Source organism: Pseudomonas sp. B7, assembly GCF_016735645.1.
Lineage (GTDB): Bacteria > Pseudomonadota > Gammaproteobacteria > Pseudomonadales > Pseudomonadaceae > Aquipseudomonas > Aquipseudomonas glycinae.
The window spans coordinates 379306-392922 of record NZ_JAERRE010000005.1 but is presented as its reverse complement, the minus strand read 5'-3'; the positions used below and the strand labels follow the sequence as shown (position 1 = coordinate 392922).

The window sequence follows — 13617 nt, the reverse complement described above, 5'->3', positions numbered from 1 at the left end:
TCGACCTGATCGACGACCGACAATTTAAAGGTCCGCGTGTAATCACGCTGACTGCGCCTTTTTCCTGTATTCATTACTCCCTCCTGAGAATGGGTCAGAAGGTGTAAACCTTATTCAGGACGAGACAGCGGGTACAAAAAAGGGCGACCTCAGGGTCGCCCTTTTCCGTTGCCTGGATTTACTGGGTGCTGATCGCACCGTCTACCAGCATTTGCGCTTCAGCCACCAGTTGCTTGAGGTGGTCGTCGCCGATAAAGCTCTCGGCGTAAATCTTGTAGATGTCTTCGGTGCCCGACGGACGTGCGGCGAACCAGCCGTTTTCGGTCATCACCTTCAGACCGCCAATGGCCTGATCGTTGCCCGGCGCTTTGCTGAGAATGCTCTGGATCTTCTCGCCCGCCAGTTCGGTCGAGGTGACCTGTTCCGGCGACAGCTTGCTCAGCAGGGCTTTCTGCTCAGGATTGGCCTTGGCGTCGACACGCACCGAGAACGGTTCGCCCAGTTCGTCGGTCAGCGCGCGGTAGGCCTGACTTGGGTCGCGGCCGGTACGGGCAGTCATTTCAGCGGCCAGCAGGGCTGGAATCAGACCGTCCTTGTCGGTGCTCCAGACCCCGCCGTCCTTGCGCAGGAACGAGGCGCCGGCGCTTTCTTCGCCGCCAAAACCCAGCGAGCCGTCAAACAGGCCATCGGCGAACCATTTGAAGCCGACCGGCACTTCGTACAGGCGACGGCCCAGACGCTTGGCCACGCGATCGATCAGACCGCTGCTGACCACGGTTTTGCCCACGGCCGCATCGGCGCGCCACTGCGGACGGTTCTGGAACAGGTAGTCGATCGACACGGCCAGGTAGTTGTTCGGTGCCAGCAGGCCGCCGGACGGCGTGACGATGCCGTGACGGTCGTGATCCGGATCGCAGGCGAAGGCCACGTCAAAGCGTTCTTTCAGACCGATCAGGCCTTGCATGGCATGGCTGGACGATGGGTCCATACGAATCTGCCCGTCCCAGTCGACGGTCATGAAACGGAACGTCGAATCGACTTCCTTGTTCACCACGTCCAGGTCCAGACGATAGTGCTCGGCAATCGCCGACCAGTAGCGCACCCCTGCTCCGCCCAGCGGATCGACACCCAGGCGCAGTTTGGCGCCGCGAATGGCATCGAAGTCGATGACGTTGATCAGGTCGGCCACGTAGGTGTTGACGTAGTCGTGACGATGGGTGGTTGCGGCCTTGAGCGCCTGCTCGTAGCTGATGCGTTTGACACCGGCCAGTTTGTTGGCCAGCAGCTCGTTGGCCTTGGCTTCGATCCACTTGGTGATGTGGGTATCGGCCGGGCCGCCGTTGGTTGGATTGTATTTGTAACCGCCGCTTTGTGGCGGGTTGTGCGACGGGGTGATGACGATGCCGTCGGCCAGGCCGGTGGTGCGCCCCCGGTTGTAGCAAAGAATGGCGTGGGAGACCGCCGGGGTCGGGGTGTACTCATCGCCTTCGGCGATCATCACGGTCACGCCGTTGGCCGCCAGCACTTCCAGGGCGCTCGCCCCGGCCGGGGTCGACAACGCATGGGTGTCGATGCCGACGAACAGCGGCCCGGTGATGCCCTGGGCTTCGCGATACAGGCAGATCGCCTGGCTGATAGCCAGAACGTGCCACTCGTTGAAACTCAAATCAAAGGAACTGCCCCGGTGCCCGGAGGTGCCGAACGCCACGCGCTGGGTGGAAACCGAGGCGTCGGGTTGACCGGTGTAATACGCCGTAACCAGTCGCGGGATGTCGACCAACAGTTCTGCCGGTGCCGGTTTGCCCGCAAAAGGACTGAGTGTCATGCAAAACCTCTGAAATAGAGTGGTTCAGGAAATTACAGCGGAGTTTACTGGCAGTTTGACCAGAGTGCGATGGGGGCTATCCGGTACAAACCGAGTGTTTGGGTGAATTCGTGCGCGGAGCCAGTCGCAACGCATCCCCGAGCAGTCCGACAAGTATTAACAACGCCTCCTCGTCCCCGCCGATCACGCCGAGACGCAGGTTCTGCGCATGCAGTCCCTGGATACTGAACAACTCCCCAGGCGCAATCAATACGTTTTGTTTCAGCAGCCGTTGAAACACGGCGTCCATCGCTACCGCATGCCGGGATTGCAACCAGATCGTTGCGCCGCCCTGTGGCTCGACGACATCCAGCACATCGCCCAGGCGCTCGCGAATGAGCTGCACCCATTGCGAACGCCGCTCCCTGAGCAGTCGTTTCAGTATCACCAGATGCTGATCGACTCGACCGCTGGCATAGAGACGCGCAATGGCTTTCTGGCGGATCGGCGAGAGCCGGAACGAACGCAGCAGGAAGTGACGCTGCAGAGCATTGCGCCATTGGCGTGACAGCACAAAACCATAGGGGGCTTCGACACCAATGTGTTTTTCGAAGCTGGAAAACACCAACAAGCGGTCGGGATCCAGCAACTCGCGCAGAGGTTGACCTCCAGCATCGTCCAGCAACTCGCCATGACAGTCGTTTTCCAGTACCCAGATGCCATGACCGATGAGCAACTGCGCGACAGCATGCCGGTTGTCCTGAGGAAAACGGCTGCCGTGGGGCATGCTCAATCTGGAAGACAACAGGATCAGCCGAACAGGTTCGATCTTGAGCAGTGTTTCAAGTTGCTCTGTATCAAATGTGCCATCAGGCTGCAGTGGCAGTTCAATGACTTGTACGTCAAAAGACTGAAGCAGACGCAGGACCGCCCAGTCGCAGGGGGATTCGATCAGCACCGTTGCATGTCGCAGTTCAAGAACTGCAATCAGGATTTCCAGCACCCCCCGCAAGTCGGCGCCGATGTAGACGTCTTCGGGATGCCAGCAATGTGTCGCCGAGGCGGTATAGCGGGCAGCCAGAAGCGTGCGCAGTTCCAGCTCGCCGCAAGGCTGCGCGGCTGTCTGCAGATACCGTGGATACTGACGCAACAGTTCTCGCTCCACCATCAACAACGGGCTGTCCAGAGGCTGGGCCGCCGCCGGGTCATCACCGCTCAATACGCGCATGCCGTTGCACCTGGCACTTACGCAGACCGTTTCCAGCAGATCGTTGCCACCTCCCGGCGGCATGAACGATGGCGTTGCTTGTGCAAAATAACCTGATTTGGCTACGGAGTAGACCCGGCCTTCCTTCTCCAGCAAGGCATAAGCGTACTGAATGGTCGAGATGGACACGTTCAGTCGCTCGGACAACTGCCTTAGTGACGGCAACCTGATCGCTCCTTGATTGCCTGGTTCATCGATCAACTGAGTCAGATAACGATAGACAGCCTGATAGGCGAAACCCGATTCTCGTGATGCACTCATGAGCCAGGGTCCGCAGGCATTTTTCCTTGTCCGGGCAATACGTTCACACTCAGCCTTCCGCCTTGCGGTCAACATGTGAAGTCTCATGACCTGATACTTCAGCGGTACTCGCTGCCTGTTCGTCCATCCGGATGCCATCCATTGCATACAATCGGTTGATCAGTCTTACGGGCAGTCCACTGACATCGGTCATCCATTGCAGAACCTGCTCCGGAGCGTGCAGTCCCTGCATCGCCCGGTGCAACTCCGGCATCGCGACCAGCATGCCGGGGTGGCAGGTGCGCAAAAACCGCTCAAGACCAGCGGCTCCATCGATGAAAGGGGCAAATATCAGGCATATCAATTGCGCCTCACTGAGGCCAAAGTTCCGCTGCAGGGAAGAGGTAGCGTGCGCGCGCTGCTCGGTGAGGTTGGACAGATTGCCGAATGTCGAAAGGAAACGGTCACAAAGCTGCTCGGGGGTACCTTTGCGACGCATCGTTGCCAGGCACTGCTGCAGGTATTCCGTGACACCGACCTCGTAGTTGCGACCTTCTACGTAGCTGGCCTGCAGCCCGCTCAGATAAGCGCCGACCAAAGGATCGGCACATTCACCGGGGCGTGGTTCGAACATCAGCTCGTCGGCCTGAAAGCCCAGGAAATCGCTGAGCAACGGCCATCGCTCCTCCATCTTGCCAACGACCATATCGTCGATGCCGATGTAGCTGGTTCGCCGACAGGCTTCAAACTCGCCAAGCGGCCGCCACTGAGTCAGTTCCTTTTCGGGGTAGAGTTCGCGGTAATAATCGCCGCCCATGTTGTCGAGCAGACGGAACAAATCGGCGAACCCACCGGCCGTTCGTGGCAACGCGCCGATGCTTGCCTTGCGCGCCGCCCGATCCAGGCCTGCGATGAATTGCTCCTGCTGGTACACGCTGTCACTGGCTATCAACGCATCGACACCATTGCCCCAACGTGCAACCTGACCGTAGAACTCGGCTGTGCTCAGGTACAACTCATCCCACAATGCCAGGCTCTCATTCCATGTGCGACGATGCCCCAGCATCAGCAGGTTGAGGCGACCGGACTCGCGCCCTTCTTCGCTGACGCAAACCTCATGGTTGAAGGGCAGAACCTCGCGATGATCCACCATCAGTAGCTCCACCCTTGGATCGTCATACAGGAACAGTGCGCCGAAGCTACGATGCATGTTGTGCAGCGCCGACGTCGGTGCGCCGCTCCAGCGCAGGGTGGCGACACGCAACTGGAAAGTGGCCGGAGCGCGTCCTGCGATGCTCAATTGCGCCGCACGCAACAGGGCCAGGCTGTAGCAACAGTCACGTGTGCCGGATTGAGTCACCATGACCTTGAATTCGCCGATGCGGTCCATACCGCCGGCAGCCACCGCCAGTCGCTGTATCAATAGTTGCAAAGCCGTGCGCTCGGCTCGGGAAAAAAAACTCAGCAGGCGTTGCAAAACTTGCTGGTAGACATAATTCATTGCTTGATCATGGATCGTGCTCATCAGTACTTCACCCGGTATCAAAGGTTTTATATCGCGCGACCACGAATGGCGGACGCACGATCACTCTTCATTAATTAATAGACGCTGAAATGCTAACACTTAAGTTTTTGTAGTTATTTGAAACAGTTGAGTGCGTAGTATTTCAGGATCTTGAGCGACATGGCTGAAAGCCCCGCCTTGCCTGGGCTGCCTGCAAGAACGGGCTTTCTTAGGAAACTTCTTACAAGCCCCTGCACATAATGAGCACAAGAAAAAAAGAAGGGATTACATGGCACCCCTACAAACTTTAAACAGAAGTTTGAGGCGCGATGATAAACAGGCGATTGATAGTGCACGGAACAAATAGAATGCACAGACATAGCTCATTCCTTGAGATGAAAATAGTCATTCAATTATCAGGGTCTGGAGGCCAATTAGAAGATACAGATCGAGAGCAAAAACCAGTTCAGTTGCTGAACGTTCCCGGGTGTCTGGCCCAGGGATTCTCGATGTATGAAGGATAAAACGCACAAGAGTCCGTGGGGCCACGGACTCTGACTGGAAGGATCAGGCAGGTTCGATTTGCAGGGCAACCCGCTCGCGGCATGGGCACTCGTCCATGTAGCGGTGAGCTTCGACAAACTCGTTGAACGGAAACACCCGGGTCTTGAGCGGCAGCAGCACACGGTCAGCGGTGAGCTGGTTGATATCACGCAAGGCACGCTGCAAGGCGACGTGGTCCTGAATGATGCCGAGCTCCGGTTTGCCGGTGAAGTTGCCGATGCAATGTACGAAGAACTGAATGTTCTTCTGGAACGCCGCACAGGCCGGGAATGGCGTCTGGTTGCCGCCCTGCAGGCCGTACAGCACCAGGCTGCCACGCGGTGCCAGCACATCGCCGAGCAGCGACATCTGTGGCCCGCCGAGACCATCGAACACCACGTCGACACCGCGGTTGTCGGTGATCTTGTTGATCCGCATCAACAGGTCTTCTTCTTCGGTGACAATCACTTTCTCGGCACCGAGCGACAGCAGGTACTCACGCTCCTCCGCTGTTTTGGTGGCGGCAATCACCCGCACACCCAGTGCTTTGCCCAACTGAACGAAGGATGGGCCGGCGCAGTGGCTGGCGTCGGTTACCAGGGCGAACTGCCCGGGTTTGACCCGTGCCAGATCAACGTATCCGAAATAGGCGATCAACAGCGGCGTGTAATGCACGCTGGCTTCAATCGGGCTGAGCACATCCGGATAGCGGGTCAGCGCGGTGCGCGGCAGAACGATCAGTTCGCCGTAGACCGGGTAATCGTTGGGACTCTCGGCCGGGAAACTGGCCACCTTGTCGCCCACTGCCAGATCTTCGACGCCATCGCCGATGGCCGTGACCACGCCGGCCATTTCATGACCCAGGCCTGAAGGCAGGCGCGCCTGGGACGACGCCAGATTCTGGCGCCAGAGCGTGTCATACCAGCTGATGCCGATCGCCTCGACACGCACCTGCACTTCGCCAGGACCTGGCTGAGCAGCCGCATGCTCTTCGCATTTGAGCACCTCGGCCGGACCAAACTTGTGAAAACGGATCGTGCGGGACATCGCAAACCTCGTCAAAGTAACCTCTAATGCCATGAACTCTATCTGGGCTTTCCAGCCAAGACTATCAGTGGCTATTAATAGTCGACATGCCTGTCATTGATTCCGCAGCATGGTCAGCATTGAGAAAATCCATGAAAAAACTGCTGCCGCCTTCTCAGTAAAGCTGAATTACCCGGTGCAGACTACCAGCCTTTCCCCGTAAGATTCATGCCGGCCATTGTTCTCATATGGTCGCTCTCGTCAAGCTTGATGACTCTGCCAGGACTCCAGATGAATCGTAATGACCTGCGTCGTGTCGACCTCAACCTGTTGATCGTGTTCGAAACGCTGATGCATGAGCGCAGCGTGACCCGTGCGGCGGAAAAGCTGTTTCTCGGCCAGCCGGCGATCAGCGCGGCGCTCTCGCGTCTGCGCGGCCTGTTCGACGATCCTTTGTTTGTGCGCACCGGGCGCAGCATGGAGCCTTCCGCCCGCGCGGTGGAAATCTTCGCCCTGCTCTCCCCGGCCCTGGACTCGATTTCGACCGCCGTCAGCCGCGCGGCGGAGTTCGATCCGGCGACCAGCACGTCGGTATTCCGCATCGGCCTGTCGGACGACGTCGAATTCGCGCTGCTGCCGATGCTGCTCAAACGCCTGCGCGCCGAAGCACCCGGGATCGTGCTGGTGGTGCGCCGCGTCAACTACATCCTGATGCCGGGCCTGCTCGCCTCCGGCGAAATCTCCATCGGCGTCAGCTACACCACCGACCTGCCGGCAAACGCCAAACGCAAGGTCCTGCGCCGCAGCGCCCCCAAATTACTGCGCGCCGACACCGTGCCGGGGCCGCTGAGCCTGGACGATTACTGCGCGCGCCCGCATGCGCTGGTGTCGTTTGCCGGCGACCTCAGTGGTTTCGTCGATGAAGAGCTGGAAAAGCTCGAGCGTAAACGGCACGTGGTACTGGCGGTGCCGCAGTTCAACGGACTGGGTACGCTGCTGGCGGGCACCGACATCGTCGCGACCGTGCCCGATTACACGGCGGATGCACTGACGGCGGCGGGCGGTCTGCGCGCGGAAGACCCGCCGTTGCCGACGCGCACGTTTGAACTGCATATGGCTTGGCGGGGGTCGCAGGATAATGATCCTGGGGAGCGATGGTTAAGGTCGCGGATTCAGATGTTTTTTGGGGATCCGGATAGTCTCTGAACCGAGGACGAACATCTAAAAATGCGAATCGCTATAGCGCAAGCTCTTGCTTGCGCTTGATTTTACAAGCAGCTAGCCAAATGCCATCATTCGCGCACCGATAGCTTTAGCCAAGGACGTTGCGTGAGCCACAAGTTCAAATTCCTGACCCTTCCTCACCGTTCCGGAGAGGTCGCGAACGTTTTCATTCACGGCTATTCGGCCGGTCACGACATGGAAGACCGATGCGCGCTACGCAAATGCATACCGTCCTCTTTACACAACTGCATCAACATCTTCGCCTTCTGGCCGTCAGGTCATTGGGCTAAGTTCGATGATTGGTCAAGCAAAAGTATCCTTGCGGCGGGCCGACTCAGTTTTCTGGCCGGTGCAGGGCTCGCGGTGGCTGATCGCGCGTTCCACTTCAATACCAGTCGCAAGCGCGCCACAGCCATGGGTAAAACGCTGCTATCGCAGCTTGAAACCTATCTGCTAAAACATCATCCCTACGTTTCAAAAGTCAATCTGGTCGGACATTCACTCGGCGGTCGTGTCGTCATCCATGCCCTGCTCGACTTGCAAGGCAAACCTGCGGATGACAGCCTGGTGATCGGCGATGTTCTTCTGATGGCTGCGGCGAGCACGCTGTCGGGAGATGAAGCGAAAACCATTGGCGAACGCATCAATGGCAAGCTCTACAATGCCTGGTCGAGCGACGACAAGGTCCTGTTGTTCAATCTCGGGGAAAACAGTGCCGGTCGTCAGGAGATCGACCATTGCCAGAACGTGCCAATGCATGGGTTTGGCCATACAGACTATTGGCCACGTCTGGATCGGGTGCTGCGGGCATCAGGCTTCCATGGTTACAGGGGTGGCCTGCCCTCTGCAATACAACCCGAGTTGGTCATCAAGAACCCCGATCCGGTCGTGGCCGACCACCTTCTCTATGACCTGCTTGAATTGACCAGCGACGGAATTCGCAGCCAGGTCGTCAAGCACCTGCGTAGCAGTAGCTGGACAAAACTGGAAACAGAGCATCCGCTCTATCTGCTGACCAAGGAATTCCAACTGCTGGGCGGTCACTGCCTGGTCAACCTGGCGCGGGGAAAAGGTCTCAAGTACGTTCAGATCCTGCTCATGCTGGCCGAACATTACGGGTTGGTAAGCGAGTTGCACGACTGTGCGCAAGTGATCGAAATGGAGGCGCTGCTGATCAGCAAATGCTTCCAGTCGTCATTCGGCGAAGAGCATGTGCTCGCATCGATGCAGGACATTGTTCAGCAAATACATGGCCTGTCAGAGAAGGAGTATTTCGAACAGGTCGATGCCCTGGCAGCGAGTCTGACCGTTACCTCGTACATCTCGACCCCGGAAACGCCCGCACCGGTTTATCGCAAGACCGGCTCCGCACAGACGGGTGACAGTAAAGAGTTGGTGCTCGCTAGCGGGTCGTTCCTGACATCGTTCAGCACTCTGATGCCGACCGAACGTATGAAGGCAGCGGTGATCAATCTGAAAAGTGCGGTCAAACCGGGCTACTCGGCATTGATTCCAGCGGTTGCGGCTGTCTTCTACGCGCGCTTGAAGCTGAACAATGAAGGGTTGCTCTGACGTGCTGATATAAAACCTGGCCAGCGGCTGCTGGCCAGGCTCACCGGATCAAACCACGCCGTACTCGCCTTCGATGACATTTTGCGAGTCAAACGCTTGGCTTAAGTGGGTCTCAAGCTCTGCCAGTTGAGTCTGGCGGTTGCGCAGGTCATCGAGGCTAGCTTCCTGCTCGACCAGGATCTTCTCGAACGCCTTGATTTGTGGCGCGAAAATATCCATGACTTTTTCGTGATCCATCAGCAGTTTCATTGGCTCGGCAAAGTAGCTTTTGACCACTTCGGCCAAATCGCCCTGCAACTGTTTCAGTTCGGTTTCCGCACGCTGCTGCTGGGCAACACTAATGACGTCAGTCAACACCTGAATGCCTGCACCAATCGGGCCGGCCCACCGGCTGATGTTGGCAGCCAGCTTGGTTGCTTCCCAAGGTTTGAATTTGTAGACATAGCCGGTGAGGTTTTTCAGGGTCTCACGGGCCAGGAATACGCCACTCTTGATGCTTTCAACAGGAATTTTCGATACGGCCGTCAGCGCACGGCTCGACGCTGACAACGCCGACGCGGTGATGCTGTCGGCGAAGTCCGAAGAGCTGTCTAGTTGATGTTCGATCTTGGCACTGATGCCGCTCATGATGCTTGAGGACTGGTTGAATGCGGTGCTGAACAGGTGATCTATGCGAAAGCGCAGCTTCTCGCCGATATCATTGTTCGAAAAACCAATCTGCGATTCGAGAAAGGCGCGTACCTGGTCGCGCGGCAATGTGCGAATGCTGTTAAGCAAATCGGTTTCGAGGTTGTTCAACTCTTCGTAGAGGTTGCCGACCGTCGCTAGGACTTTCCGTTTGCCCTCGGCAATGTCCTCCTGGATGCGTGCGGAATCACGTCGCTGGTTATCGGCCAACAGCCTGAACTTGATCAACTCGTCCTGAGCCAGGGCGATTTTCTTGCCCAGCACATCACGCACGACATCGATGCCGGTCTTCTTGATCAGGGTTTCACGACCGCTGCCATCGAGTACTTGTTGCGTCACCACTTTGAGTTCGCTGATTCGCGAGCGCTGGTCATACAGGTCCTTTTGCTCCAGCCAGAACTCCAGTCCGCGGCTATTCGGGTTGGAGGCTACGCAGACCACATTGATCGCATCACGCTCGGCCGCAGAGAGGTCGACAAAACGCTGCAATTTATCCAGCAGGTTGTTCTTTTTGATTGTGCTCTGCTGCTCGAACTCTTCGGCATCGCGCAGATCGGCAACTTCATCCATTTTATTGATGACGAAAATGGTCGAACTCAACTTGTTAAGATCGCGCAGTACCCAGCGGACGATGTCCTGGTGACTTTCCTTGAGCGGGTTCGTGGCATCGACCACATAGAAGATCAGATGCGCCTCGGAAATATAGTTCTTGGTGATATCGCCGTATTGCACCAGCGCGCCGTTTTCAGCTGCCTTTTCCTTGTCACCGAACAGACCGGGAGTGTCAACAATCTCACAACGGTCCTGAAGATTGTCGGGACGATAGATCGCCAATGCGTCCGAAGACTCATTGGTGTCGATCTTCATGTCTTTCATGACCTGGCCCAGCCAGCCGGCAACTACGCTGGTCTTGCCGTCGGAAAATGCACCCAGCAAAGCGATACGCAAGGCATCGGACTGAACGTCGCCGATCGCCTTCCTGATCTTTTCGATGTCCTGAGAGACGTCCAGCCCAAGTGCCTCCAGCGCGCCCACCAGTTTCTGGAGGTTGTCGAGCGACTTGATCACCTCGGTCTTGCTGGCATTGAACTGTTTAAATTGTTCCATAGGGTCTATCTCCCACCTCGTTTTTCAGTGCCTGAATCGAGGCGATCTTTTCATCGAACAAGCGAGTGACGTCGGCCATCTTGCGGCGTTCGTCCGTTAATTGGCTCAAGACTGAGCTTTCGATTTTGTCCTTGATCTTCGCCAGCATGTCTTCGGTATCACGCTTGAAGGTCTTCGTTACCTTTTCACGCTCGGCCTTGATGGCCTTGGCGACTTGCTCCTGGGCTTCGGCAATTTTCTTGCCGCGACCGCCGAGGAAGTAACCAAACGCCGCGGCGAACACGCCGATCACGCCGCCGACAATCGCTCCGACGATGTTGCCGATCACCGGAAAAAACGTACCGATACTGAACCCGCTCAAGGCATAGCCGCCGACGCTCAGCAGGAAACTGCCTACGTCAGAGAAATTGAAACTGATGGCGTCCATGGCACTGGACAGCGAAATGGAGTTATTCGCTGCTTCGCTCAAACGCTGCTGGAAACTCACTCGCTCGGCATTTTCCTGCAGGCGCTTGAGTGCACGCTCGATGGTCCGGGACAGGTCTTCAAGCAACTGCTCCTGGATCTCCTCCAGCCTATTGGACAGTTGTGACTGTCCGTCGCTGACGTGGCGCTGAATGACACGCTCGACATCATCCTTGTCACTGAAGTGCACTTCGACAGCTTCGCGCGCCTCCGAAGTCAGATCATTGAAAAACCGATCCAGTGCGCTATTGCGCTTGGAGCCGAAGCTGCTCGCTAGGTCCTGGAAACTTTTGCGAATGACCTCTTGGCACTCGAGAACTTCCACACCGATCCGGGCGCAGACTGCCTGATGCTCGTCTCGTTGCTTCTGCAGGTCCGCGATGGTGTCTTGCAGCAGGCGCAGCACTTTGCGCTTGTTACTTTCGACGATGTCGACCTCAAAACTGGCGCAGCCATCGCCGATGACCTGGTGTAACTGATCCAACTGGCTGAAGCTACGCATCGCTTGTTGGCTGACAAAGTCCTGTTTGTAGGCACGTTGCGACTTGAGCAGGTCGGTTCGAGCGGGGTGAATGCTGGTCAGGCCACGCTCATCGAATGCGACCCCCGTAAAACCGAGCAATCCTTGCAGGCTTTGGCAGCCGCTAACGAGTTCGGTACCCAGGATGTCTTCAAGCACCTCACGAGTCTGTTCGCGGGTCGCGACGGCATCTTTATGAGTCAGCTCAAGCGATTCACGGTCACTGTCGAACTCGTAGGAGTCCGCCTTGCCGCGCAGATTGCAAATCGCATACACCTTGGCATCGCGATTGAGGTAGTGCTTGATCTTCCGGGCGGTCTCGGCCTCTGGTTTTTTATTGGTGCCGTTTACGTAGAACACCAGATGGGCTTTGGCGATGGCCGCCTGAACCATTGCTTCGTATTTCGACTCGTTACCCTCGATACCGGGGACGTCGATAAGGTGAAAGTTCTTGCCCTGATGGCAGAACTGGTAGATCACGTTGTCCTGGGTGAAGTCTGCTTGGCCGGTGCCAACGATCTCGCCGTCGACCTGGCCGGCACAACGCTGCAGGCTTTCGAGTTCTTTCTGTTGTGTGAGCAATGTCGGGAGCCTGTCGCTAACCAGCTCGCTCAAAGAGTGTTGTTCGTGCATGAGTAGGTCCGGATTCTACGAAGAGAAGGTCATTGCAAGGGCATCAATGCAATGGCTCACAGCAATTGCGCATAACCCAGGGCACCTGCAATGGCTCCCAACACAATCCCTCCCACTAATCCGAATACCAGCTTCATCCTGGCCCGCTGCTCCAGCGAAATACGGGCAGACTCACTCTGACGTTGGCACTCGCTCAATTGCGCCTGGGTGGCCTGCAACTGACTGCCCTTCTCCACCAACTGTTGCTCAAGGCGCTGAAGGTCGCCACGCACGCCCTGAAGCTGTAAGCCTGTCTGCTGCAGCTCGCTCTGGGTTTGCGTGTGGTTTTTCTGGCTGTCAGCCAGACGTGTTTCGGTGGCTTGCAATGCCTGACGAGTGCTGTCGAGATCGCTGACGGCAAGGCTCAGGCGCTCTTTGCAGTACGCGTAATCCTGCCGAGTATGTTCGAGCTGCTGGCGGGTCGTCTGCAGATCGCGCTGGGTCTGATTGACCAGCGCACCGATGTCGTCGCCCAGTGCAGCTATATCTTCACAGAAGCTCACATAACGAGTACTGAGCTCTTCGATGAGCTCATCGCTTTTGTGCGAGAACACCGCTTGAATATCAGCCGCGGTCGCCTGGTTGCGCTGAATCAGGGCTTGGCGTTTCTTCTCTTCGAAGAGGATGCGCAGACTCTCGATGATGGTGCTCTTGCCAGCGTTGGTTTCGCCAAAAAAGGCAATGGTGAAGTTATCCCACTCGGCGTGCTTTTCCAGATAGGAAATCTCGCCATCAAAACGCGACTTCATTTCGCCGAGCTTTTCCTTGACGCTGGCGAGGTGGAGATTGCCCTTGTCATTACTCACATCAAGCCTGGAGACATCATCCAGCGCGGTGGCAATGTCGCTGGCTACGCGGGCATATAGCCTGGAGAAATCTTGAGCCTTACTCATATCGTTCCCTGTTGTTTTCGGCTGGATCCAATTCAGCCCACAAATTGCATTTTGCCATCACGACTGTCAAGTTCACTTCTGTCGCATAGACGT

General features: G+C 57.0%; 9 protein-coding genes. 2 read left to right on the top strand and 7 right to left on the bottom strand.

Annotated features, from left to right (window positions below; all coding sequences use genetic code 11):
* Positions 1–178: 178 nt before the first annotated feature.
* The 4 genes from pgm to JKA62_RS14750 all read right to left on the bottom strand — a co-directional run bounded on the left by pgm (position 179) and on the right by JKA62_RS14750 (position 6405).
* On the bottom strand, positions 179–1825 hold the full coding sequence (gene pgm / locus JKA62_RS14765; protein ID WP_064381675.1) for a phosphoglucomutase (alpha-D-glucose-1,6-bisphosphate-dependent): 1647 nt from the start codon (positions 1823–1825) through the stop codon (positions 179–181).
* 76 nt (positions 1826–1901) lie between these two features.
* On the bottom strand, positions 1902–3332 hold the full coding sequence (locus JKA62_RS14760) for an aminotransferase-like domain-containing protein (protein WP_201818388.1): 1431 nt from the start codon (positions 3330–3332) through the stop codon (positions 1902–1904).
* 49 nt (positions 3333–3381) lie between these two features.
* Entirely contained in the window at positions 3382–4836 is a 1455-nt protein-coding gene (locus JKA62_RS14755) for a hypothetical protein (RefSeq protein WP_011334081.1), read from the bottom strand.
* Positions 4837–5382: 546 nt separating this feature from the next.
* Positions 5383–6405 carry a zinc-dependent alcohol dehydrogenase family protein gene (locus tag JKA62_RS14750; RefSeq protein WP_011334080.1) on the bottom strand — a complete coding sequence of 341 codons (1023 nt, stop codon included), beginning with the start codon at positions 6403–6405 and terminating at the stop codon, positions 5383–5385.
* Positions 6406–6675: 270 nt separating this feature from the next.
* Here JKA62_RS14750 and JKA62_RS14745 point away from each other — a divergent pair, with 270 nt between their 5' ends.
* Together JKA62_RS14745 and JKA62_RS14740 are read left to right on the top strand one after the other, a co-directional pair.
* On the top strand, positions 6676–7590 hold the full coding sequence (locus JKA62_RS14745) for a LysR family transcriptional regulator (RefSeq protein ID WP_236676534.1): 915 nt from the start codon (positions 6676–6678) through the stop codon (positions 7588–7590).
* Positions 7591–7713: 123 nt separating this feature from the next.
* Complete coding sequence (locus tag JKA62_RS14740; RefSeq protein ID WP_201818387.1) at positions 7714–9180, top strand: DUF726 domain-containing protein; 1467 nt, start codon at positions 7714–7716, stop codon at positions 9178–9180.
* Between the two features lie 48 nt (positions 9181–9228).
* Here JKA62_RS14740 and JKA62_RS14735 read toward each other — a convergent pair whose 3' ends face one another.
* Genes JKA62_RS14735 through JKA62_RS14725 form a run of 3 tightly spaced genes read right to left on the bottom strand, consistent with a single transcriptional unit; the run spans position 9229 to position 13524 of the window.
* Positions 9229–10974, bottom strand: coding sequence for a LeoA/HP0731 family dynamin-like GTPase (locus JKA62_RS14735; protein WP_011334077.1), 1746 nt, complete (start codon positions 10972–10974; stop codon positions 9229–9231).
* Positions 10961–12592 (bottom strand): GTPase, encoded by a 1632-nt coding sequence (locus JKA62_RS14730; protein ID WP_011334076.1) that lies wholly within the window; start codon positions 12590–12592, stop codon positions 10961–10963. Before JKA62_RS14730 ends, JKA62_RS14735 begins: the two co-directional genes overlap by 14 nt.
* A 56-nt stretch (positions 12593–12648) precedes the next feature.
* Positions 12649–13524 (bottom strand): hypothetical protein, encoded by an 876-nt coding sequence (locus JKA62_RS14725; RefSeq protein WP_011334075.1) that lies wholly within the window; start codon positions 13522–13524, stop codon positions 12649–12651.
* Positions 13525–13617 lie beyond the last annotated feature (93 nt).